Raw genomic sequence first — 23,076 nt, 5'->3', positions numbered from 1 at the left:
TTAGCTCGTCATCCGAATTTTACTCCGCCCGGAAACTGGTAGACCGACCACCGCCTCCGTCAGGCGCCAAGCATGCGGCGAACCCATTTCGTTCGAACGTCGCGGGCATGGATCGACAGCGCGGCCTGCGGCACGATCATGTCGAAGCCATGGAATCCACCGGCCCATACATGAAGTTCGGCAACGCCTCCTACGGCCCAGATTCCCGAGGCGTAGGCAACCACTTCATCGCGGAACACTTCTGCCGTTGCCACGTCGATGAAGGCGGGCGGCAGGCCGGACAGGTCAGTTGCCCTGGCCGGTGCGGCATAAATGGACACTTCCGGCGTCTTGCGCCGGTCGCCCAGCAGGGCATCCCAACCGGTGTCGTTGCTGGTACGGTCCCACAACCCGAAGCCATCAATCTGGTAGCTGGAGACCGTTTCATTGCGGTCGTCGAGCATGGGGCAGATCAGAACCTGGCCTGCCAGCGTCGGGCCGCCTCTGTCCCGTGCCAAGAGGGCCACCCCGGCGGCGAGCCCACCGCCAGCGCTCGCCCCGGCGATGATCAGGCGCTCCGGGTCGAAGCCGAGCTCTTCCGCATGCCCGGCTGTCCAGAGGAGGCCGGCGTAGCAATCCTCCACAGGTGCGGGGTCGGGATTTTCGGGGGCCAGGCGGTACTCAACGGACACCGCAACGGCGTCCATGAGCTCCACCCACTCAATCAGCATGTCCGCCCCGAGGAAGCGGTCGCCGATCACCATGCCACCACCATGCGTGTGATAGATGCCCGGTCCGCCGGGGACATGATCGGTCCTGGTGAAGATGGAAACAATGAGGTCCGGGGCGCCATCAGGGCCGGGGATTGTCCGCTCCTGGTGAGACACGGCATGGCCCACAAGCTGCTCCTCAATGGATGCGGTGAGGGGGCCACCCCGCATCCCGGCAATCATGTCGGGAGTCAGTGTGGGATTGAGCAGATCACCCAACGAAGCGAGTGTTGAGCCCAGCTCAATGTCAAACGGTGGGGCTTTGTGGACTGGCGTCATGGCGTCTCCTGGGTGGCCGGTCACCGCGTTGTGACCTGAATTCAGCCTAGGCATTTCGTCCTGCGATTCTAACCGCCAGCAACTCGCAAAGGACTCGTGTGTAACCGCCAAATGGCGGTCATCCACACAGTGGCCGGCCCGGCAGGGGACGTCCCTTGATGTTCTTACGCCAGACGGCTCCGGACGATCTCGCTGACGGTCTTCCCATCAAAACGTCCGGCAACTTTGGCCGTTACCGGCTTCATCACGGCACCGATGGAGCGCATCGAGAGCTCCTGGCCTTCTGCCTTCAGCGCATCGATCTCGGCATCAACGATCGCTTCGACTTCGCTGCGTGTCAGGGCCTTGGGCAGGTAAGCCTCGATGACCTCGGCCTCGGCGATTTCGGCCGCGGCACGGTCGGCTTCGCCGGCTTCGGTGTAGATGCCGGCGGTGTCGCGTCGCTTCGCAGCCTCTTTCTGCAGGAGGGACGTTACCTGGGCGTCGTCCAGCTCGATGGGCGTCTTGCCGGACTTCTCCCGTGTTTCGATTTCGCCCAGCACGTTGCGCACCGTGGTGAGTGCAACCTTGTTCCGGTCCTTCATGTGGACGACGACGTCGCCGTGGAGGCGTTCCTTCAGGGTGGTCATGATGTTTCTCGTTTCGTTGGTCCTGGTTCCATTGTCGCCGGTCGGGGCGGGATACAGCATGCCGCCCGCCGCCGTCGTCACACCACAGCCAAAATATCCACCCAAAAGAAAAAGTAGGACCCGCCGGTGACGGCGGGTCCTACTTGAGCGCTTATTCAACAGCAGCGAACTGGCACCGCTGGAACGGGCCCTACATAACTGTCAGGCGCCACCGGGCTGGTCGAAGCGCTGGCCAGCAGGGTTGGACGGCAGAATCGTCATGACCAGCAACGCGAGGCCGCCCAGGAACGGAACCAGTGCCAGGAGCACCAGCCACCCGCTGAAGTTGCCGTCATGAAGGCGCCGTACGGTGAGCGCCAGCGACGGGATGAACGTTGCCAGGCCCCATGCGATGAGAAGGATCACCACAGGGAGGGCTGCCGGACCGGGCACCGTTCCCGAAGCCGTGGTGGTGGCCCCTGCCCCGCCGGCTACGGTTGCAATGATCTGCAGGACGATCCCGACGGCGGCCGAGACGAGAACCCACCACCAGTACTCGCTGCGGCTGGCGCGGCCGGAAAAGACCGTGTACTTCTTCCAGAATCGCTTTACGGCTGCCGGGAACGGGGCGCCGTAATATGGCGCCCACAGCGGCGGCTCGCCGGTCTGCCAGGTCTGTTGTTGCGGTTGCGGATAGCTCAAGGAATTCCCCCAGGGTGTCAGAGTGATGAGACGTGTTCATCGTAAGGGGGCCAAACCACAAAATGGCTGTTCGATGGATAAAAGTTTCGTAAATTATCGGTGACGGACAGTACCGGCTACCTGCAGCCGTCCAGGGTCCCGGCAATCGCGTCGTGCTCGGGCCGGGTGACCCACAGCTTGTACTTGGCCTTCACGGCCGTCTGCCGGGCGACGTATTCGCAGCGGAACGCCTTGTTGGCAGGCAGCCACGTAGCGGCGTCCTTGTCGGATTTGGCCATGTTGGCCGGACCGTCCGCGGCCATGAGGTTGAGGGGATCGTTGGCAAGCAGCTTGCGCTGCTCCTCGCTGATCTGCTGGGCGCCGGTCTGCCAGGCAAGCGACAGCGGAATGATGTGGTCGATCTGGACGGCGGAGCTGGTGTCGGCGCCTCGCACGAACTCGATCGTCTTGCCCGTGTACTTGTCGGCAAGGGTTCCGGTCATCACGACGCAATCATGGGTGCTGGCCTTAAACGTTTCGTTCGTCAGGTCCCGGGCCAGGATGTCGTTGCGCGTATCGCAGCCATTGTGGTCCACGTCGGCCCAGGCCGGACCAAAGTTGTCGCGGCTGTAGCCGGTCTTTGGCGCACGGCCCTTGACCGGGATCGTCTCCAGCTGCGCCAGGGCTGCTGCCGCTTCGGCAGGAGCAGCCGACGGCGCACCGGTTGCCCCGGAGCGTGCGTCGCCAATCGCTTCGGCCAGCTTCGTGCCGACATGGGAAGCCGCCTCGCAGCCGGTCAGGGATCCGGCCAGCAGCAGGGCGGCGAGGGCGGTCAGGGACTTAGTGGCGGCGGAGCGTGTGATCGTCTGTTCCTTCATGTGAGCGGGCAACGCTCACGCTACCCGCGTGGCCCGCCCGCTCCCGGCAGGTCCGAACATGGTGCCGCTCACAGACCTTCCGGCCGTGCAGACCTGCGAGCGTCCTTCAATTCCGCGACAGTGGCCGACCCTGGCTAGCGCGAATCGTTCGCGGAGCGGGCGCCGTACAAGTAGGCAAGATCGTTAAGTGTCTGCAAGGTCAGCTCGTGCGCCTGCGCCGCCCGTGCCCTCCGTTCAGGAGCATCGATTCCGTCGACCCGGCTGGACTGGAGGAGCGCAAGCGAAACCGCGTCATAGCCATAGAGCGCCTTCAGGTGCTCAAAATGCAGGCGGCTGCGGACGCCGTCGGCCTTCAAATGAACGTCAGACACAGCCGACAGCGCGAAGGCAACGTGCCGCCGTTCACGCCACAGGCCGGCCCTCAGGGCAAGCCGGAACAGTCCCTCCAGCTCCTGTGGAGCGGCTGTCCTGGCCTTGCCGACGTAGACCTCGGCCGTCCTGCCGGACTTTGAGTCGGCCCAGCGGTATCCGATGGGCACGGCGCGGCCTTTCAGGGTGACGTAAAGTGCCGAGGCCGTCAGGAACGAGTGCCCGTCCTCGCCTGCTGAATAACCCAAAGTGATGTCACTGAGCTTTTCGTGCCTGCACGCAGCGATGTACTCCTGGACGTCCTTGTCCCACAGCCGGTCCGTTACGCCGTTTTCCATATCCACCCACCCCCAAAATAACGGTACCGGGCGATCCCCGGCCGGCCGGGGAGACTCGCTGCGGCCAACGCCGGATTCCGGCGCATTCGGGGCCTAGGGTGGGTACGTGAAGCTGTCGCCTGTTCCTTTCGAACTCCCTGTTGCGAACCCTGCCGAATGGTGGCAGATCGTGGCTGCACTGGGGCCACTGGCGGTTCTGGCCGGCGCCGTCCTGGCCGCGTTCATTGGGTGGCGGACCCTTCGGCAAAAGGCGGCTGCGGACGCATTGGCGCTTACCCAAAGAACCAGGGCCGACGACCGCGCCGAATGGTGGAAGCGTGCGCAGTGGGCCCTGGATAAAGCCCTGCATGCAGATGAGGACGCCAAGGCCTTGGGCCTGGCATCCCTGGCCGTCCTGGCACGAAGCGACCTCGCCCGCGAAGAGGAGCTGGAGCTGTTGGACATTGCGTGGCAATCGGTGACTGAAGCGAACGGCGAAGGCGGCACGTGGGACGAGGAGGTTGAAGCCGTGGACTCCAATGACAACATCGGGGACAATGAAACGACCAGCACGGACAGAACGGAGGAGGGAACGCCATGAGCACCAGCACACCGGAACAGAAAAAATCCCGGGCGCCCCGTCATGTGACCACGTCCGGCGGACGGCAGCTGACCCCCGCCGGGCACAGGGTCCAGGTCGCTGCGGCCAGGCTGCGTGTCGCCCTCGATGAACGCCTGGGCCGCCCCACACCGGCCGAGACCAAGGCGCTCTCCAAAGAAGATCTTTAAGGCGAAAACCCCATAGCGAAGGCCCCGTGCTGCGGGGCCTTCGTTGTTTTCCTTAGACTTTCTCGGGCGTACGGTCTACGACCGGCTCCGAACCTGTGTACTTGCGCTCCCGCCGGGGGAAGGCCCAGAACTTGAAGTCCTTCACCTCAACCCGCGGTTCCGGCTGCTTCTCAGGCTCCGGTGAGGCCTCTTTCCGAACGTCCCTTCGGAAATCCTTGTTATACGGATAGCACATCACTGACCTCCTTCTAGTGAATGCCCCTTAATCCTCCTCCCGATCGGCGTGCACGTCGACACCTTTTCCCTGCCGGATTTCCCGGCGGGCGTCCGGGGGTGTCGTTAGGCCCGTGACGCCCGCGGTGGATGCAACATAGATTGAACAACTACAGATGCGTATGCCCGGATACAAGGACCCGCAGCAAGGAAACGAGGGTCCGGCAGGCAGCAGTTCCAGCGGAAGAGAGGCAGTGCACATGACGAAGACAACGGGCGTGGCATCACGGCTGGCGGAAGCGCTGGCCATCGTCCTGGGCACCAAAGGGATCCCGCTCCGGCTGCGCGCCTGGGACGGCTCGGAGGCCGGACCGGCAGGCGCCCCCATCATCGAATTCCATTCGCGGCGCGCGCTGCGCCGCATCCTCTGGTCGCCCGGGCAGCTGGGCCTGAGTCGCGCCTACGTTGCCGGTGAAATCGATGCGCCGGGTGATATTTTCGCCAGCTTCGCTGCCCTGAGCTCCGCCGGAAAATTTGCCGAACCTGGGCCGTTTCCCGCCCCGACTGCCCGCGAAGTGTGGACGTTGCTCCGGACCGCCGTCCGCCTCGGCGCCGTGGGACCGAATCCTGCCCCTCCCCCGGAGGAATCGAAGGTTCATCGCCACGGCAGCCGGCACTCCAAGAGCCGCGATGCGGCTGCGATTTCCCATCACTACGACGTCGGCAACGACTTTTACGCCCTTGTGCTCGGCCCGTCGATGATCTACTCCTGCGCCGTCTGGAACGCGGACCATAGCCAACACGGAGGGCCCGACGGGCTCGAGGCAGCCCAGGAAGCCAAGATCGACCTGGTTTGCCGCAAGCTGGGGCTTAGGCCGGGTATGCGTGTCCTGGACGTCGGCTGCGGCTGGGGCAGCTTCGCCCTGCACGCCGCCCAGCGCTATGGGGTCGAGGTCGTAGGCGTCACGCTCTCAAACGAGCAGGCCGGACTGGCCCGCAAGCGCGTGGCCGATGCCGGCTTTACCGATCGTGTCGAGATCAGGGTCCAGGACTACCGCGACGTCGACGACGGGCCGTTTGATGCGATCAGCTCCATCGGCATGTCCGAACACGTAGGCCGCGATCAGATCTCCCGGTACGTCTCCCAGCTCCACGGCCTGCTGCGCCCGGGCGGCCGGCTGCTCAACCATGCCATTTCATGGAACGCCGGGCCCACCAGCCCTGACCCGGACTCGTTCATCCCCCGCTACGTTTTCCCCGACGGGGAAATGCTCAGCCTCGCCGACATGATCGGCGCGCTGGAGTCCGGCGGCCTTGAAGTGCTCGACGTCGAGGCGCTGCGCCAGCACTACGCCCTTACGCTCCGTGCCTGGGTGCGCAACTTGGAGCAACACTGGGACGAGGCTGTGGCTGCCACGAGCACCGGACGGGCCCGCATCTGGAGGCTGTACATGGCTGCCAGTGCGCTGGGGTTCGAGGAGGGTTTGACGGGCGTCAACCAGGTGCTGGTGCAACGCTCTGGCGGCACCGAACCGCCGCTTCGCCGGACCGAATGGATCTGATGAAGCGGGTGTCAGCAAGGGACGGGTAGGGGGTCAAAGCATTGGTTGAGGACATAGGCATCATTGGCGGCGGCATCGTGGGCATTGCGATCGCCCGCGCCCTCAGCAGCCGCAACCTGGCGAACGTCACCGTCCTGGAAAAGGAACAGCGTGTGGCGATGCACCAGACCGGGCACAACTCCGGCGTTGTGCACGCTGGCCTCTACTATGCCCCCGGCTCGCTGAAGGCCATGCTGTGCCAACGCGGCCGTGAGCTGACGCGCGACTATTGCCGGGAGAAAGACCTCCCTTACCGTGAGCTGGGGAAACTCGTGGTTGCCCTCACTGATGACGAGCTCCCTGCCCTGGCAGACATTGAACGGCGTTCCGTCGCCAACCGTGTGCCGGGGCTGCGTCGTCTTGGCGCCGGCGCCCTGCGCGAGATCGAACCGCACGTCGCGGGCGTCGCCGCGCTGCACTCCCCGCAGACAGCCGTCGTGGACTTCGTCGCCATCACCGAGGCACTGGCCGACGACGTCCGGTCCAGTGGCGGACAGATTCTTTTCGGCCACGAAGCCATTGCAATCTCCACGGGCCAAGGCAAAGTGCGCGTCACCACCGGCCGGGCCGATCTGGTGTTCGACCGGCTGATCGTCTGCGCCGGGCTGCAGTCCGACGTCGTCGCAGGACTCGTGGGCGCCTCCCCCGCTCCCAGGATCCTGCCCTTCCGGGGTGAGTACTGGGGCCTGGCCGCAGCAAAGCAGCATTTCGTCAAAGGCATGATCTACCCCGTCCCGGATCCCCGGTTCCCTTTCCTGGGGGTCCACTTCACCAGGGGCGTCTACGACACCATCCACGTGGGACCCAATGCCGTTCCGGCCCTCGCCCGTGAGGGTTACGGCTGGAACCGGGTCTCCTTCAAAGACACCGCGGCGTCGGTCATGTGGCCCGGAGCCCGTGCGCTGGCCAAACAGCACTGGCGGATGGGCGCGAAGGAAATTGCCGCTTCCCTGATCAAGCCGCTCTACTACCGGCAGGCGCACAGGTTCATACCGGAGCTGCAGATCGGCGACCTGACCGCGAAGACTGCATCCGGTGTCCGCGCCCAGGCATGGTCCCTGGACGGCAGCCTTCTTGATGACTTTGCCATCGACCAGGTTGGCCCGGTGACCCTCCTGCGGAATGCGCCCTCCCCCGCAGCAACATCTGCCATGGCTATTGCGGACCATCTGCTGGAGCACTTTATCCATCTCCCGAAATGAGGTGCCGCGTTCCTGCGTGGTTGATGGACATCGGCCGCAAGCCCCGTTAGATTGTCGCCGGGGGAAATTTCCAGGCAGTGCACCGCCGGGAAAATCGCAGCCGCGTGGCTGCGCTGGCTGGTGCCCCCGTTTGGGGGAACCAATGACAAACATCGCTGAGGCAAACGTCAGTGTGGCGCGTGTACGGCAGGGAATTTCCCGCATCAGGCTTCGGCCAACCGCCCGCATCACGGAGGAGGACGGTGCACGCACCAGGGAAGAGCTTCTTGCCCTGACGGGCGGCGTCCGCGGCGGAGTGCTCCTGGAGATCACCGGGGTGGGCTCCGTCTGCAGGGAAGCGATCAATGTTTACAGCTCGGCGGTAACGGTCAGCGCCTTCGCGATCCTTGGAACGTCCCCGGTTGACCGCGTCATCGCCCACGGCCCGCTGGGACTGCCGCTGCCGGCCTGCCCGAGCCGATACTTCACGGATGAGAACGCGGCACTCGACTGGCTTGAGAACATCAGCGAATAGGCGACACGCCTTCCGTCTGCACCAAGCCTGAGGGCCCGGACGCCAAGGCGCGACCCTGCACCGAATAACCCCGCACTGAAAGAATGGGCGCATGACAGCCATCATCCTGGCGTGGAATCCGGACCGCTGGAACGACTGGAACTACACAGCGGTGGTCGAGCAGGTGCGTGAGGCCGGGCAGTACCATGCCATCTGGACCATTGCCGGGCACGTAAGCGTCCCCGCCGGGGCGGATGTATGGCTGCTGTTGCAGGGCCGGCGCGGCCGGGGCCTGCTCGGGCACGGTGTGATCGTTTCAACCCTGTCGAGTGCTACGCAGCCAGGCGAGGCGGCCCGGACACCTTCTGCGCAACTGGTGATCACCTTCGACTCGCTGCTTCCGCGCGGTGACCAGATTTCACCGGAGATCCTCCGCGAGACAATTCCGGAGGTGGGCTGGGACGGAGTCCGCGGCGTCCAGGCCGTGGGCCCCGGAGCGGAACCCCGGATCCGCGAATTGTGGCTCCGGTCCGGTCCGGCACTCTTTCCTGACTCTGCGCTGCCGGTGCCCGGGACCTACCCTGCATGGGCCGTCAGCAGAGTTGACGCCAACCGTTACGAACGGGACCCGGATGCACGCCGTGCCTGTATCGCGCACTACGGAACCAGCTGTGCCGCCTGCGGGTTTTCCTTCGAAATCGCCTACGGGGACATCGGCCGGGATTTCATCGACGTCCACCACACTGTGCCGGTTTCGCAACTGGACGAAAACTACCGGCTGGACCCGGTCACGGACCTTGTGCCGCTGTGCGCGAACTGCCACGCCATGGCGCACGTCGGCGTGACCACCGCGCGTTCCCTCTCGGAACTGCGCCAGCTCCTGGGTAGGGCCGGCTTCATGCGCGGGCGCGCTCTAAGCCCCGAGGAACTGGAGTCACAGCAGGAGGCCCACCGGATCCTTGGCCCCGGGCCAGGCTGAACCGGTGTCAGGCTGAACCCCCGCTCTGGCTGATCAGGCGCAGCGGATTTTCCGTTGGAGGATCCTTTCGAGGCCAGTAGGATGAACGGCGGAGTCAGTCAGCCGTGCCCCTTCAGCGCGTTTCGGACCACCCCGATTAGGGAACTGAACCTGGCACTGTTCGGTAGGTCATCAATGAGCACGGGCCCCTCGGGTCCCCCGAGGGGGATGCGCCAGTTGGGATGCTCCAGGTCCGTTCCGGGCTGGTTCTGAGTGCGCGTTTCACCGACGGCGTCAACGAGGGCCACGCCCAGCAGTGCGGAGGGCGTCAGGGCCGTGAAGGCGTAGAGGGCCTCGACGGTCCGTTGAACGCCCACGTCTGACTGATCGGGAAGCAGGCCGCGTTCACGCACCAGCGCCAGCACCGCCTCCTGTTCGGCGGCCGCCGCGGCGCGTTCCGCTTCAACCGGCCGCAGGAGCAGGCCCAGAGATTCGCGGAGGGCGACATGCTCACCGGCCAGGTATCCCGCCGTCGGGGGAAGATCGTGGGTGTTGACGCTGGTCAGGCACTGTTGCCGGTAGTCCTCGGGGGGAAGCGGTCCCGCCTCCCCGTGTTCGAACCACAGGATGGATGTTCCGAGGATGCCGCGCTCCATCAGGTAGTCCCGGACCCACGGTTCAAACACGCCGAGGTCTTCGCCCACCACAATCGCGCCGGCGCGCTGCGCCTCAAGGGCGAGGATGCCGATGAGGGCTTCGTGGTCGTAGTACACATAAGTGCCCTGGTCGGGACCGGCGCCGACGGGAATCCACCACAAGCGGAATAGCCCCAGGATGTGGTCGACGCGGATGCCGCCCGCGTGGCGAAGCACGGTCCTGAGCATGTCGCGGTAGGGCTTGTATCCGGAAGCCGCCAGCCTTCCGGGATGCCACGGCGGCTGGGTCCAGTTCTGCCCCTGCTGGTTGAACACGTCAGGTGGCGCGCCCACTGTGACTCCCGGGGCGAGCACGTCGTGAAGCATCCAGGCATCGGCACCGACCGTCTTGACGCCAACAGCCAGGTCATGGACGATCCCGATGGCCATGCCGCTGTGCTTCGCGGCCCGTTGTGCCGCATCCAGCTGCTCGTCGCAGATCCACTGCAGCCACCGGTGGAACTCCAGCCGGTCCGCGAGCGCTGACCGCATGCGCTCGCAGTACGGGGTGGCCGGTGAGGACGCTTCACCGGACCATTCAGAAGCGGCGGGCGGAAGCCACTCTGCCAGGGCACACCATAGTGCGAAGTCATCCAGGCCCTTGCCTTCGAGGGCACAGAAGTCTTCGAACATGCGTTCGCGGCCGGGGCTTCGACGCACAGCAAAAAGGAGCTCCAGCGCTTCAAGCTTGGCTTCGTAGCTCCGGTTCCTGTCGAGGAGGCCGTCGGCGGTGTTGGCTGTGTGGAGCCTGGCCGCGAGGTTCTCGATGGCGGCCCTGGACTCAGGGTCCAGGTATCCGTACTCCGGCACCTCCTCGATGCGGATATAGAGCGGGTTGAAGAAGCGGCGCGTCGTGGGCAGGTACGGAGAATCTTCTATGGGGGGCCGAGGTTCCCCCGCGTGCAGGGGATTGACCAGGACAAAGCCTGCGCCGTCGTTCCCTGAAATCGCTGCAAGGTCCACGAGGTCGGAGAAATCACCGATCCCCCAGGAACGGGAGGACCTTACCGAGTACAGCTGGGCCGTGAGGCCCCAATGCCGTTCCGACAGCAGCTTGCCAGTGGTCTCCAGGCGTTCGGGAGTAATCACCAGCGCGCACTCGTCCTGTTCGCCGTCGGCCTCCGCATAAAGCGTGTGCCAGCCCAGGGGCAGGTTAGCGGGAAGGGCGAAGGTTGCACTCCCCTTGAGGACGCCGTGAACGTCCCTGGGCGGTTCCGAGTCCTCCCGCTGTTCGGCATCCACGCGGGTTCCGTTCTCGGTCTGGACCCACACTCTGACGCCGGCGCCGTGGGGCACGTGTACCGCCACGCGGACCTCACGGCCCTCCCGTGAAACCACCGACGGCGGAAGCAGCCGCAGCCACGGCGCCAGTTCCACTTCGCTCAGCCCAGTTTGCAAGTCGTCCGGAGTCTGCGCGGGAACGCCGAGTGCACCGAGGACGCTTTGCAGTGTTCCGGTGGCCACAGGATGCTCGACGCCGTCCCAGCCCCGGAACGAGGTGCTCACCCCGTGCGCCTCGGCCAGGTTCCTTAGCAGTTCGCCAGCAATTTCCGTGTGGTCTTGTCCTGTTCCGTCCGCCATGGCCCTACTCTATTGCGTCGCCGAGTCCGATCCCCGGCGGCGCTCATGTTCTTCGCCCACAAGTTCATGCAACCCTGACACGGCTTCGGCCAATGACAGTCCGGGCGACGACACCACAAACGGCATGAGGAGCCTGTTCTCTTTGTACAGGTGCAGGGCGAAGATGCGTTGAATGGCACCAGCGGCTACGGCGGCGTCCACGCCCCGGGCACCGCGGAACTCCTCCACGAGGCCCACGATCACCTGGTGCTCCACCAGCATGCCTTCAACCAGCAGCCTTCCCTCGGCGGTATCCCTCGGCCCGCCGTAGAGCGGCCCTTCTTCGGCGAGCGCATGGGGCACCAGCTCGTTTTCGCACCACTCCAGCAGCACCTCGTGAGCATCATGCTCGGCCCCGGCGTCGTGCTTGGCCACGGAACTCGTCAGAGTGTCAGTGAGCGCCGTAAGGCGCCTCAGCATGCCAGTGTGATGCCTCTCCACGGCCGCCAGGGCTTTGGCCTCTGCGGCTGGGTCCTTCTCCGACGGATCATTCATGGTCTCTCCCGGCCTCATGCGCGCGTGCCATCCGGAGGGCGGCCCCGCACCGGTCTTGTAGTGGCTTCGCGCGCTTTCACTCTACGGACGCACTGCACGGCAGCAAGAGGTCTTTCGGCCCCACTATTTCAGGCAGTTTCGACGCCGCCGTCCGGAGCGGGCTAGCCTTGGACACTATGGTCGACGTCGAGAAGTTCAGGATCCTGCTGGTAGCGGAGCGCGACCGGAAGCTTTCCCTGCTGCCGTCGCTGCGGGACGACATCAGTTCCGCGAACGCGGCCCGCCAGAACTCGAACGTCGACGACGAACACGACCCCGAAGGCGCAACCATCGCCTTCGAGCTCTCGCAGGCAGCTGCCTTGCTGCGGCAGAGCACTGCCACGCTGGGCCAGGTCGAGTCCGCCTTGGCGCGCACCGCGGACGGCAGCTATGGCTACTGTGAAATCTGCGGCGAACCTATTGTCGAAGCCCGGCTCGAAGCCCGTCCCTGGACGGCGTTCTGCATTGATCACGCCAGCGGCAAGACAGGCCACGGCGTATGACGGATGTAGCCGGTTCGCTGTGGCAACGGATCGTCGCGGGTTTTTCGCAGTCGCCCACCCCGCTGGTAACCGCCACCGAGCTGTTGCTGATCATCCTCGTCGCTACCGCGTTGTCCCTCCCCCGGGCATCCTGGCGGTACTTCGGGCTGCTGGCCACCGTCACCCACGAACTTGGCCATGCCTTCGCTGCCCTCATGACAGGGCAGCGACTAGGTGGCATCAGGCTGAGCCTGGACCACTCCGGAACCACCACCACCTACAGCAGGGGCCGTCTCCCGGCAGTCTGGTCCACGTTCTGGGGCTACCCGGTACCCGGAGTGGTGGGCGCCGCCATGGTGTGGTCGGGATTCAACGGTTGGGGACCGGCGGCCATGTCCGTGGGGACGCTGATCCTGCTGTGCTCGTTTCTGTTCATCCGTAATGCCATGGGGCTCCTGATAACGTCTGCCGCAGTCCTTGGCTCTGCGCTCCTGGTGCTATTCGTCCCGCCTGAGTTCACCGGGCATGTGGTGATTGCACTGGGCCTTGCCCTCCTGGTGGCGGCGGTCCGTGACCTGGGCAAGCTGTCCAACGTCCACCTCAGGCGCCGGGACAGGCTGCCGACGTCGGACGCCCACCTGCTCTACCGCGCGACGTCGGTGCCTTCCGCCGTCTGGATCTTCCTTTTCGCGGCGGTTGTAGCCGGCGCCTGGTGGGTGGCCTGGCAGCCCATGGTGCAGGTGCTGGCGGCTCTGCTCGCAGGCTGAACGCAAATAGGGTGGACGCATGACTTCCGATTCCCGTACTGCGTCCGACCATCGATCCGGTCCCGGGTTCAGCGCCAGGGGTTCCTACGTCACCGGTGGAGAAGACCTCACCCGGGACACCAACTACATCGAAGACCGGATAACCCGGAACGGCACTCCCGGACCTAATGGCGAACCCGGATGGCCCGTGGAGGCCGGCAGGTACCGCCTGGTCGCCGCCCGTGCCTGCCCATGGGCGAACAGGACCGGGATCGATCACCCCTGACTTCGCCACGGAGTGGACGGCTTTTCACCGCCCCGGAGCCCCCTACCGGTGCGGATTTGTCGGTTCGCAGGACGCGTATTCCGCCGCCTATGCGCGTCTCCGGAATGCCCTGGACTGGCTTGAAGAGCGGCTGGCCGGCCAGAGGTACCTCGTGGGCAACACGATCACGGAAGCGGATGTTCGCCTGATCACCACGCTTGTCCGGTTCGACGCCGTCTACCACGGCCATTTCTAATGCAACCGGCAGAAACTCACCGAAATGCCGGCGCTTTGGGGCTATGCCCGGGACCTGTTCCAGACCCCCGGCCGTCCCATCGGAGACGGCACGGCGCCCGGTCCCGTCCGCAGCGGCGAGGAAGTTGCACCGGGACACGGCGGGGCCCGATCGCAGTAGTCACCCCAGGCGCGCCGCTACTGTTGTCCCATGCCACTTTCGTCAGGTTTTGCCGCGCCCGAATTCCAAGCTGTCCAGGCCCTGTTTGATTCGTTCCTTGCCGAAGACCCGGAGTACAGCGCTCAGGTAGCCGTCTACAGTGACGGCACCAAGGTGGTGGACCTCAGCGGTGGCCAGCACCTCGCCCAGGATTCCATCACGGGCGCCTACTCCTGTTCCAAAGGCGCGGCAGCGTTCGTCGTCGGACTCCTGGTCCAGGACGGCCTGCTGGACTTGGACCGCACGGTGGCGCACTACTGGCCGGAATTCGCCGCTCACGGCAAAGAGGCCATTACCGTGCGTCAGGCGCTCTCCCACCGGGCGGGGCTGCTTGGGGTGGAGGGCGGTTTCGCACTCAAGGAATTCACGACGGCGGACGGGGCCGCCAGGCTCGCGGCGGCCGCACCGCTGTGGCGCCCCGGCACCACGTTCGGATACCACTCCCTGACGATCGGCCTCCTGATGGAGGAGCTTTGCCGCCGTGTCGCGGGCAGGACCCTGCAGGAGATGTACGACTCCTGTATCCGGCTGCCCTTCGGCATCGACTTCTTCCTGGGGCTTCCGGAAGACCAGGAGCCGCGCTACCGGGACGTCCTGTACGACGTGGACCCGCGCCAGCCCTGGCTGGACCCCCTGGGCCTGGACGGGCTCAACGGAAACGCCGCGGTCAGCACGGTGATGGAACTGCCCAACCACCGGGTCATCCGTGCCGGCGGAATGAGCAGCGCCGGAGGGGTGGGATCGGCAGACGGCCTGGCCAGGCTCTACGCTGCGGCCACCACGGGCCTTGACGGCAATGACGCCTTCCTTGCGCCGGAAACAGTCAGGATCATGTCCGAGGAACAGGTGTGGGGCTGGACCGCGCATCGGGGCTCGACAACGCATTCGCCGTCGTGTTCATGAAGCCGCATCCAAGCCGGAACTTCGGCAGCCACCGCGCGTTCGGCCACGAAGGCGCCAACGCAGCGCTTGGCTTTGCGGACCCCGCCTATCGCATCGGCTTCGGCTACATCCCGGGGCGGCAGGAAGAGGGCCGGACGCCGGGCCGGGCGCACCGATTGGCCCATGCGGCACGTCAGGCGGCGTGCTCAATCCGGCAGGGGAAGGCGGCCGGCGCGTACGCGTAAGCAGGTTCGTCCACTTGTCGCACCACGGAGACACCCCTATGGTGAGGCGAGATGATCAAAACAAAACAGCAGGACGACGCAGCAGCCTCGCCAGCCGCCACGCTCTGGCGCACCACAGTACACATCCTTTCCGCTGCCGTCTCGGGGCCGAGGCTGCAACTGGCGGCCAAGGCCGGCCTGGCAGCGGGCCTGGCATTCCTGATCGCGCCCATGATGCCCGGCGCTGCTGCCCAGTACCCCTACTACGCCCCTCTGGGCGCGCTCGTGGCAATGTACGAGAACGTGGCAGGTTCCATGCGGCAAGGCCTGCAAACACTTGTAGGCCTGGCGCTCGGCATCGGACTCGCGTTCCTGCTGGTGAGCTTCAGCGAACCCACCCCTGTGACTGTCGCCATCGTGATGGGGCTGGGGGTCCTGCTCGCGGGACTCCCCCGCCTTGGAGCGGGGCGGGATTGGATTCCGACGGCGGCGCTCCTGGTGCTCCTGGTGGGCGGGCGCAACCCGGACGACTTCTCCTTCGGTTACCTCCTGCAGATGGGCGTCGGCGTGGTGGTCGGTATCGGGGTCAACTTGCTGGTCTTCCCGCCGCTTCACTTTAAGGCAGCCGCGCTCAGCCTCGCGGAGCTGCGCTGGGCTTTGGCCAAGCAGCTCTCGGACATGGGACAGGCCATGAAGGAAGAATGGCCGCCCGAACACGAAGAGTGGTCCGTGCGTTCCGAGGAGCTGGCGAAGTCAGCCCGCGCAGTCAGGGCGGCCGTCCAGAAGTCTGATGCCAGCCGGAAGGCCAACCCCCGCCGTCGCCGCCACGTCCACGACCTGGAACAGGACTACAAAGACCTTCGCGGCCTGGAGAGCGTGACCTTCCACATCCAGGACATGACGGAGGTCCTGGCGGACGTCATTTGGGATAAGGACGTACCCTTTGTGATCCCGCTTCCTTACAGCGAACCGTTGGCCGAGGCCCTGGCTGCGGTCAGCGAAGTTTTGCGGTCCATGGAAGACGAGCAGCCCGAGAGGCAAAATCAGCTGATCGAGGCGGCCAAAACGGCAGTGGATGCCCTGGCGGAGCGGATGGCGTCCGACGACGTAAACCCGGACGCGCCGAGTGCCGCCGAAACGATCGTCCTGAGTCTGCACCGTATTCTTCGGGCCGTCACTTCCGGGCAGTCCTGAGCCGCGGCGGAACTATTTTTCTAGAATAATCACGACGGCGGAGGCCGCCCTTCCGGGTGACCTCCGCTGTCGTGCCTTCCGTGGTTTGCATGCCGCAACGTCCGTCGACAGCTACAAGGCCACTACCGACCCGCTGAAGTGCCGCCGGCCGGACCGCGGATTCCAGGCGGCGTAATCGGAGCGCTGCCAGGCGCCGCCCGGGGAGTGGTCTGAACTGATATCCAGCGCCACCCGCGCCGGCAGGAACACAGGCGCTTCAAAGGCAACATCCCAGCTGAAGGTGTCACCCTTTGCTGCGCCCACGTCGGCCAGCGCCCGCGACGCCAGGTACATGCCGTGCGCGATAGAGCGCCGCATGCCGAGGGCTTTGGCTGAAAGGACACTCAGGTGGATGGGGTTGAAGTCACCGGAAACAGCCGCGTAGGCCCGCCCTGTGTCGACACCCAGCTGCCACAGGGCTGTGGGGTCCGGCGCCGAGAAGGTGGACGGTTCCGCGGGCACCGAGGGCTTGTCGATCCCGGGGAGGAAGACGCCTTTTGCCAGGTACGTGGATGTTCCCTTCCAGCGGACTTCCGCTTCACCGGTCCGGCGTACTTCCGTGACAATATCCACCTGCGTACCGGCACGGTGGCCGCGCAGGTTCTCGGCCCAGGATGTGATGTCCAGCGCTTCGGTGAACACCATGGCACCATGCTGCTCCACACGGTTGCTGAGGTGCACCATTCCCAGCAGCGGCAAGGGGAAGTCGTCACGGTTCATCACGCTCATGGACACGGGGAAGGCCAGTGCGTGGATAAACCCTGCAGGCAGGATGTCGCTCGCGGACTCACCCACCAGATGCTGGTACGCCGTGAGGTTACCGACCTGGGGCCGCACTCCCCTGACCTCGTGTCCGCAGGGCGGCAGCGTGATCCCGGCATCGGCGCCCAGCACGCGGCGCCTGGCCGCTGTAGCGGCGGCGTTGACATACAGCTTTGACAGGGACGGCATGTCCCCGAGGATCACGGGCCGGGCATTTGTCATGCGCCCACCAGGTTCTGTCCGCAGACCCGAAGCACCTCGCCCGAGATGCCCCCGGCGGCATCGCTGGCCAGGAACGCTATGGCTTCGGCAACATCGCCTGGTTGCCCGCCCTGCTGCAGGGAGTTGAGCCGGCGGGCAACTTCGCGCGTTGCAAAGGGGATCCGGGCCGTCATCTCGGTTTCGATGAAACCCGGAGCCACGGCGTTGATGGAGCCTCCGCGGTCCGAGAGGAGCGGCGCCGTGGCGCGCACCATTCCCATCACCCCGCCCTTGGACGTAGCGTAGTTGGTCTGCCCGCGGTTGCCGGCAATGCCGCTCGTGGAAGCGACCGAAACAATCCGCGGGGACTCCCGGAAGTGCTCGGACGACAGCAGCGCCTCATTGATGCGGAGCTGGGCCGCGATGTTCACGGCGATGACCGAATTCCAGCGGTTCTGGTCCATGTTGGCCAGAAGCTTGTCCCGGGTGATACCGGCATTGTGGACCACGATGTCCAGGCGCCCGTGCCTCCCCACCGCATGGTCGATCATGCGCTGGCCGGCATCCTCCCTGCTGATGTCGAGCTGCAGGGCCGTCCCCGGACCTCATTGGCCACCGCGGCCAGGTGGTCACCGGCGGCAGGGATATCGACCACCACCAGGGTGGCGCCGTCGCGGTGGAGCGTGCGGGCGATAGCGGCACCGATGCCGCGTGCGGCGCCGGTAACAACGGCAACCTTTCCGGCCAGCGGTTTCTCCGGATCGGCCGGCAGCTGCCCGCCCCCTGACGTGACGCTGAGGAACTGCCCGTCGATGAAGGCGGAGCGGCCTGACAGGAAAAAGCGCAGGGCGCCCAGGGCGCTGGGGCTGGTGGTGGTTACCTCCTCAGCCAGCACGATGCCGTTCGCTGTGGCGCCGGCCCGCAGTTCCTTGGCGAGCGACCGCACCAGCCCGTCCACGCCCTGCCGCGCTGCTGCAGAGGCAGGACCCACGGCGCTCGCAGGCGTGCGGGAGACAGTGACGACTCGGGCGTTGGGCGCCAGGTCGCGCACGGATGCCGCCGCGGAAAGGACAGGCTTTTCGAGGTCCTCCGGCCGGTCCAGCTCATCCAGGACCAGCACAATGGCGCCCAGTTTCTCCCGTGGGACCGCGTGGCGACGGACGTCGAGATCCCACCCCAGGAGGGCGGCTGCCAGCTCATCGGCACCTCTGCTGGCCCCCTGGACCAGGATGGGGCCCGGGATCAGGGGCTGGCCCGGCCGGTACCGCCGCAGTACCAGCGGCTGGGGCAGGCCCAGCTTGCGGGCGACATCCTTGCCGAAGCCGCGGCTTACGAATTGTGTGTACTTGTCCGTCACGCCAGCCTCCCTAGAGTGCTTCAAGAATCGCGACGACACCTTGGCCGCCGGCAGCGCAGATGGAAATCAGGCCACGGGCGGGGCGTCCGTCCACCCGACCTTTCTCATGAAGCATTTTGGCGAGCGAGGCCACGATCCGCCCTCCGGTGGCGGCAAAGGGATGCCCCGCAGCCAGCGAGGAACCGTTGACATTCAGCTTTGACCGATCGATGCTGCCGAGCGCGCCCTCCAAGCCGAGACGGGTGCGCCCGAATTCCTCGTCTTCCCAAGCGGCCAGGGTGCCAAGGACGGTGCCGGCGAAGGCTTCGTGGATCTCGAATAAATCGATGTCGTCCAGTGTGAGGCCGTTGCGGGCCAGCAGGCGCGGCACGGCGAACGCCGGCGCCATCAGCAGGCCGTCCTTGCCATGCACGAAGTCCACGGCGGCGGCTTCGCCGTCGACCACTGTTGCCAGCTTGGGCAGATCGTGGGAATCTGCCCATTCCTCCGAGGCCAGCAGCACCGTGGACGCCCCGTCGGTCAGCGGCGTGGAGTTGCCCGCCGTCATGGTTGCCTCGGCCCCGAGGTTCTTTCCGAATACGGGTTTGAGGGTTGCCAGCTTTTCGAGTGTTGTGTCGGCACGAAGGTTCGAATCCCGGCTCAGGCCACGGTAAGGGGTGAGCAGATCATCGAAGAAGCCGGCGTCGTAGGCGGCTGCGAGGTTGCGGTGGCTGTTGTAGGCCAACTCGTCCTGGGCTTCCCGGGTGATCTTCCACTGCGCCGTGGTGAGGGCCTGGTGTTCGCCCATGGAAAGGCCGGTCCGGGGCTCTCCCGTATTGGGCGCGTCGGGAGCCAGATCCTTGGGCCGAAGGCGGCTGAGGATCCGGAGCCTCTGGGGCAGGGACTTGGCACGGTTCAGGTCCAGCAGCACCTCGCGCAGACCTTCGCTCACCGCGATCGGTGCATCGGAAGTGGAATCGACGCCACCGGCGATCGCTGAATCGATCTGGCTGAGCTTGATCTTGTTAGCCAGGCCCAGGACCGTCTCCAGGCCGGTGGCACAGGCCTGCTGGAGATCGTAGGCGGGTGTTTCAGCGGACAGGGCGGATCCGAGAACTGCCTCGCGGGTGAGGTTGAAGTCGCGGGAGTGCTTGAGGACTGCGCCGGCCGCCACCTCGCCGATCCGCTCGTCCTGAAGTCCGAAGCGCGCGATGAGGCCGTCCAAGGCTGCCGTCAGCATGTCCTGGTTCGAAGACTTGGTGTACGCGCCGCCGGTCCGGGCGAACGGAATCCGGTTACCGCCCACCACCACCGCCCTGCGCAGCTGGCCCGCAGCCGGTGTCCCCTCGGGGGCTGTGGGTGCTTCCTCTGGTCCGGTTGCGGACTGTCCGGTAAAGGACATGTGGTGTCTCCTTATGATCAACGCTGGTTACCGATACCCAGCGTACCTGATACGCTGGGTATCGTGAACATCTTCCACGTTGAACTTGCCACGCCTTCGGATGGAGGCGCGACCGGCGGCTCCGACGGCCCCGTCGACGGGCGCGCCGCGCGCTGGCAGTCACACCGGGAGGAGCGCCGGCGGGAGCTCATCAAGTCGGCCCGAAAAGCTGTCCACGCTCTCGGCAGCGACGCTTCGATGGAGGACATCGCTGCCGCCGCAGGAACGTCGAAGTCTGTTTTCTACCGCTACTTTGGCGACAAGGCCGGGCTGCAGCAGGCCGTAGGAGAAGTGGTCCTCAGCCAGATGCAGCGCCGCATCCAGGAGGCCGCCCAAAGCGCACAGACGCCGCGGGAGGGGCTTCTGGCCATGGTCTCCGCCTACCTCCAAATGGCTGAAACCAGCCCGAACGTGTACACGTTCGTCACGACGCACTCTGCCGGCGATGCCGGGGCAGCCAGCGGAAGCATGGCCACCGCGGGTGCGCTTGGCCACTTCTTCGAAGAGGTCCGCGACATGATCGCACGGCCCATGCGCGAGCATCTGGGCGCCGGCAGGGAGGCCGTGATCGGATACTGGCCCACCGCGGCGATCGGGCTGGTCCGGAACGCCGGTGAACAGTGGCTGGGCACCCCGGCCTCCCCGGGCAAGCCTGACCAGGAAGCGATGGCCCGGCAGATCACCGCCTGGCTGTGCGTCGGGATAGCCCCGGAACTGGAAACACGGGACACCGATTGATTTCCGGATTTTGCACACCGCAGTACCACCAGAGCCAAGAATTGTCAGAACCAAAGAAGGAATCGACATGACTGACGTAGTTGACCGCCCCGCCAGCCCACCAAACCGACCGGCCAGCCGCTCAAACGCGCCTGCCGGCGCGTCTCCCGCAGTCGACGTAGCAGCACTCGGCGAACAGCTCCTGGGCAAATGGGCGGACATCCGACGCCACTCACGCGAACTTTCCGGCCGCCCCGAACTGCACAAGACTGAAGGCCTTACCCACACCGAGCACCGGAGGCGGACGTTCGGTCAGCTCAAGTACCTGGTGGAGAACAACGCCGTTCACCGGGCCTTCCCCGCAGCGCTGGGCGGCTCCGACGACCACGGCGGCAACATCGCCGGTTTCGAGGAACTGGTCACTGCCGATCCGTCCCTCCAGATCAAGGCGGGAGTCCAGTGGGGGCTCTTCGGCTCCGCGGTGATGCACCTCGGCACCGAGGAACACCACACCAAGTGGCTGCCCGGCATCATGAACCTGGACATTCCGGGCTGCTTCGCGATGACTGAGACCGGCCACGGCTCCGATGTTGCCAGCATTGCCACCACGGCCACCTTTGACCCGGCGACACAGGAATTCGTGGTCCACACGCCCTTCCGGGCAGCGTGGAAGGACTACATCGGCAACGCCGCAATCGACGGGCTCGGTGCCGTGGTCTTCGCACAGCTTGTGACCAAGGGCGTGAACCATGGGGTCCATGCGTTCTATGTGGACCTGCGGGATCCCGAGACCAAGGAATTCCTGCCGGGCATCGGCGGCGAGGACGACGGCGTCAAGGGCGGACTGAACGGCATCGACAACGGCCGGCTCCACTTCAGCAACGTCCGCATCCCGCGCACCAACCTGCTCAACCGCTATGGCAACGTTGACGCCGACGGCACGTATTCCTCCCCCATTGCCAGCCCGGGCCGCCGCTTCTTCACCATGCTGGGAACGCTGGTCCAGGGCCGGGTTTCCCTGGACGGTGCCGCCGTGGCTGCCAGCAAGCTCGCGCTCAAGACCGCCATCCAGTACGCCTCCGAACGCCGGCAGTTCAATGCTTCCTCGCACACGGACGAAGAAGTGCTGCTGGACTACCAGCGCCACCAGCGGCGGCTGTTCACCCGGCTCGCCACGACGTACGCGGCCGGGTTTGCCCATGAGCAGCTGCTGCAGAAGTTCGATGACGTCTTCTCGGGAGCCCATGACACCGACGAGGACCGCCAGGACCTGGAGACTCTGGCCGCGGCCCTCAAGCCGCTCAGCACGTGGCACGCCCTCGATACCCTCCAGGAGTGTCGCGAAGCCTGCGGCGGCGCCGGGTTCCTGATTGAAAACCGCTTCGCTTCCCTGCGCGCGGACCTCGACGTCTATGTCACTTTTGAAGGCGACAACACCGTACTGCTCCAGCTCGTGGCCAAGCGCCTCCTCGCCGATTATGCGAAGGAATTCCGCAAAGTCGACGTCGGCGTGCTGGCACGCTATGTGGTCAGCCAGGCGGCAGGCGCTGCAGTTCACCGGACCGGCCTTCGCCAGGTTGCCCAGTTCGTGGCCGACACGGGCTCAGTGCAGAAGGCGGCCATCGTGCTCCGGGATGAAGACACCCAGCGGTTGCTGCTGACCGACCGGGTGCAGACCATGGTTTCCGATGCGGGGGCCGCACTGAAGGGATCCAACAAACTGCCGCAGCAGCAGGCGGCTGCTGCGTTCAACCAGCACCAGCATGAACTGATAGAGGCTGCCCAGGCCCACGCGGAACTGCTTCAGTGGGAAGCCTTCACAGAAGCCCTCGCCAATGTAAAGGACCCTGGAACGAAGCGCGTGCTGACCTGGCTCCGGGACCTGTTCGGACTCTCGCTCATCGAGAAGAACCTGTCCTGGTACCTCATGAACGGGCGCCTGTCGATGCAGCGCGCCCGCACGGTGGGCGATTACATCAACCGGCTACTGGTCAAGATCCGCCCGCACGCCCTGGACCTGGTGGATGCCTTCGGGTACGGGCAGGAGCACCTCCGCGCTACGATTGCCACCGGTGCCGAGAAGATCCGCCAGGACGAGGCCCGCGCCTACGTCCGCAGCCAGCGGGCCAGCGGAGACGCACCGGTCGATGAGAAAGTGCTGCTGGCCCGTAAATCCCGTGAAGCCAAGCCGCCCAGGCGGTAAACCAGGCGCTAAAGCCGTACGGAACTGAGCCCGGGATCCGGGCGAAAGCGGAAACCACGACGGCGCCGCCCCCGTTAGGTGGGGCGGCGCCGTCGTGGTTTCCTGCGTCTGTTACCAGATGGCCGGGAACGGTATCCGGACTGC

Annotated in this window: 22 protein-coding genes and 2 pseudogenes; 14 read left to right on the top strand and 10 right to left on the bottom strand. The window is 65.6% G+C overall.

Features of this window, described 5'->3' with window-relative positions; genetic code table 11:
- Window positions 1–59 precede the first annotated feature (59 nt).
- The 5 genes from FCN77_RS14125 to FCN77_RS14105 form a co-directional block, all read right to left on the bottom strand.
- Complete coding sequence (locus tag FCN77_RS14125) at window positions 60–1,028, bottom strand: alpha/beta hydrolase (protein WP_137322776.1); 969 nt, start codon at window positions 1,026–1,028, stop codon at window positions 60–62.
- A gap of 164 nt (window positions 1,029–1,192) precedes the next feature.
- Window positions 1,193–1,657, bottom strand: coding sequence for a GatB/YqeY domain-containing protein (locus FCN77_RS14120; protein ID WP_137322775.1), 465 nt, complete (start codon window positions 1,655–1,657; stop codon window positions 1,193–1,195).
- A gap of 201 nt (window positions 1,658–1,858) precedes the next feature.
- Window positions 1,859–2,338, bottom strand: a complete 480-nt coding sequence (locus tag FCN77_RS14115) for a DUF805 domain-containing protein (RefSeq protein WP_137322774.1) — start codon at window positions 2,336–2,338, stop codon at window positions 1,859–1,861.
- 116 nt (window positions 2,339–2,454) lie between these two features.
- On the bottom strand, window positions 2,455–3,195 hold the full coding sequence (locus FCN77_RS14110; protein WP_137322773.1) for an HNH endonuclease family protein: 741 nt from the start codon (window positions 3,193–3,195) through the stop codon (window positions 2,455–2,457).
- 134 nt (window positions 3,196–3,329) lie between these two features.
- The gene (locus FCN77_RS14105) at window positions 3,330–3,902 is read right to left on the bottom strand and encodes a hypothetical protein (protein ID WP_137322772.1); all 573 of its coding nucleotides are present in this window, start codon (window positions 3,900–3,902) and stop codon (window positions 3,330–3,332) included.
- Window positions 3,903–4,008: 106 nt separating this feature from the next.
- On the opposite strand from FCN77_RS14105, the gene FCN77_RS14100 reads away from it, so the two are divergent.
- The 6 genes from FCN77_RS14100 to FCN77_RS14070 all read left to right on the top strand — a co-directional run bounded on the left by FCN77_RS14100 (window position 4,009) and on the right by FCN77_RS14070 (window position 9,158).
- Window positions 4,009–4,482 carry a hypothetical protein gene (locus FCN77_RS14100; RefSeq protein WP_137322771.1) on the top strand — a complete coding sequence of 158 codons (474 nt, stop codon included), beginning with the start codon at window positions 4,009–4,011 and terminating at the stop codon, window positions 4,480–4,482.
- On the top strand, window positions 4,479–4,670 hold the full coding sequence (locus FCN77_RS14095; RefSeq protein ID WP_137322770.1) for a hypothetical protein: 192 nt from the start codon (window positions 4,479–4,481) through the stop codon (window positions 4,668–4,670). Before FCN77_RS14100 ends, FCN77_RS14095 begins: the two co-directional genes overlap by 4 nt.
- A 473-nt stretch (window positions 4,671–5,143) precedes the next feature.
- On the top strand, window positions 5,144–6,445 hold the full coding sequence (locus FCN77_RS14085; protein ID WP_137322768.1) for a class I SAM-dependent methyltransferase: 1,302 nt from the start codon (window positions 5,144–5,146) through the stop codon (window positions 6,443–6,445).
- Between the two features lie 41 nt (window positions 6,446–6,486).
- Window positions 6,487–7,686, top strand: a complete 1,200-nt coding sequence (gene lhgO / locus FCN77_RS14080; RefSeq protein WP_137322767.1) for an L-2-hydroxyglutarate oxidase — start codon at window positions 6,487–6,489, stop codon at window positions 7,684–7,686.
- A gap of 142 nt (window positions 7,687–7,828) precedes the next feature.
- Window positions 7,829–8,200 (top strand): STAS/SEC14 domain-containing protein, encoded by a 372-nt coding sequence (locus FCN77_RS14075; protein ID WP_137322766.1) that lies wholly within the window; start codon window positions 7,829–7,831, stop codon window positions 8,198–8,200.
- 91 nt (window positions 8,201–8,291) lie between these two features.
- A complete protein-coding gene (locus tag FCN77_RS14070; protein ID WP_137322765.1) occupies window positions 8,292–9,158 on the top strand; it encodes an HNH endonuclease in 867 nt (288 codons plus the stop codon).
- 98 nt (window positions 9,159–9,256) lie between these two features.
- On the opposite strand, the gene malQ is transcribed toward FCN77_RS14070, so the two are convergent.
- The gene (malQ, locus tag FCN77_RS14065) at window positions 9,257–11,413 is read right to left on the bottom strand and encodes a 4-alpha-glucanotransferase (protein ID WP_137322764.1); all 2,157 of its coding nucleotides are present in this window, start codon (window positions 11,411–11,413) and stop codon (window positions 9,257–9,259) included.
- 9 nt (window positions 11,414–11,422) lie between these two features.
- Window positions 11,423–11,947: a hemerythrin domain-containing protein gene (locus tag FCN77_RS14060; RefSeq protein WP_137322763.1), complete on the bottom strand. Its 525-nt coding sequence runs from the start codon at window positions 11,945–11,947 to the stop codon at window positions 11,423–11,425.
- A 176-nt stretch (window positions 11,948–12,123) separates the two neighbouring features.
- On the opposite strand from FCN77_RS14060, the gene FCN77_RS14055 reads away from it, so the two are divergent.
- The 6 genes and pseudogenes from FCN77_RS14055 to FCN77_RS14035 all read left to right on the top strand — a co-directional run bounded on the left by FCN77_RS14055 (window position 12,124) and on the right by FCN77_RS14035 (window position 16,233).
- A complete protein-coding gene (locus FCN77_RS14055) occupies window positions 12,124–12,489 on the top strand; it encodes a TraR/DksA family transcriptional regulator (RefSeq protein ID WP_137324775.1) in 366 nt (121 codons plus the stop codon).
- A complete protein-coding gene (locus tag FCN77_RS14050) occupies window positions 12,486–13,235 on the top strand; it encodes a M50 family metallopeptidase (protein ID WP_137322762.1) in 750 nt (249 codons plus the stop codon). The genes FCN77_RS14055 and FCN77_RS14050 overlap by 4 nt, the downstream gene beginning before the upstream one ends.
- Window positions 13,236–13,254: 19 nt before the next feature.
- Window positions 13,255–13,894 (top strand): annotated as a pseudogene (locus tag FCN77_RS14045) (glutathione S-transferase C-terminal domain-containing protein).
- A 30-nt stretch (window positions 13,895–13,924) separates the two neighbouring features.
- On the top strand, window positions 13,925–14,836 hold the full coding sequence (locus tag FCN77_RS14040) for a serine hydrolase domain-containing protein (protein WP_368074277.1): 912 nt from the start codon (window positions 13,925–13,927) through the stop codon (window positions 14,834–14,836).
- Entirely contained in the window at window positions 14,782–15,060 is a 279-nt protein-coding gene (locus FCN77_RS27735; protein WP_368074276.1) for a hypothetical protein, read from the top strand. Before FCN77_RS14040 ends, FCN77_RS27735 begins: the two co-directional genes overlap by 55 nt.
- Window positions 15,061–15,111: 51 nt before the next feature.
- On the top strand, window positions 15,112–16,233 hold the full coding sequence (locus tag FCN77_RS14035; protein ID WP_137322761.1) for an aromatic acid exporter family protein: 1,122 nt from the start codon (window positions 15,112–15,114) through the stop codon (window positions 16,231–16,233).
- A gap of 111 nt (window positions 16,234–16,344) precedes the next feature.
- Here FCN77_RS14035 and FCN77_RS14030 read toward each other — a convergent pair whose 3' ends face one another.
- The 3 genes and pseudogenes from FCN77_RS14030 to FCN77_RS14020 form a co-directional block, all read right to left on the bottom strand.
- Window positions 16,345–17,256 carry a MaoC/PaaZ C-terminal domain-containing protein gene (locus FCN77_RS14030; RefSeq protein ID WP_137322760.1) on the bottom strand — a complete coding sequence of 304 codons (912 nt, stop codon included), beginning with the start codon at window positions 17,254–17,256 and terminating at the stop codon, window positions 16,345–16,347.
- Window positions 17,253–18,592: pseudogene (locus tag FCN77_RS14025) on the bottom strand (3-oxoacyl-ACP reductase). Before FCN77_RS14025 ends, FCN77_RS14030 begins: the two are co-directional and overlap by 4 nt.
- Window positions 18,593–18,602: 10 nt before the next feature.
- Window positions 18,603–19,973 carry an acetyl-CoA C-acetyltransferase gene (locus tag FCN77_RS14020; RefSeq protein ID WP_137322759.1) on the bottom strand — a complete coding sequence of 457 codons (1,371 nt, stop codon included), beginning with the start codon at window positions 19,971–19,973 and terminating at the stop codon, window positions 18,603–18,605.
- Window positions 19,974–20,162: 189 nt separating this feature from the next.
- Here FCN77_RS14020 and FCN77_RS14015 point away from each other — a divergent pair, with 189 nt between their 5' ends.
- Window positions 20,163–20,750 (top strand): TetR/AcrR family transcriptional regulator, encoded by a 588-nt coding sequence (locus FCN77_RS14015; RefSeq protein ID WP_254679025.1) that lies wholly within the window; start codon window positions 20,163–20,165, stop codon window positions 20,748–20,750.
- A 67-nt stretch (window positions 20,751–20,817) separates the two neighbouring features.
- On the top strand, window positions 20,818–22,932 hold the full coding sequence (locus FCN77_RS14010; RefSeq protein WP_137322757.1) for an acyl-CoA dehydrogenase: 2,115 nt from the start codon (window positions 20,818–20,820) through the stop codon (window positions 22,930–22,932).
- The last annotated feature ends 144 nt before the right edge of the window (window positions 22,933–23,076 follow it).

Source organism: Arthrobacter sp. 24S4-2 (genome assembly GCF_005280255.1).
Classification (GTDB): domain Bacteria; phylum Actinomycetota; class Actinomycetes; order Actinomycetales; family Micrococcaceae; genus Arthrobacter.
This window is presented reverse-complemented; position numbering and strand designations above follow the sequence as displayed.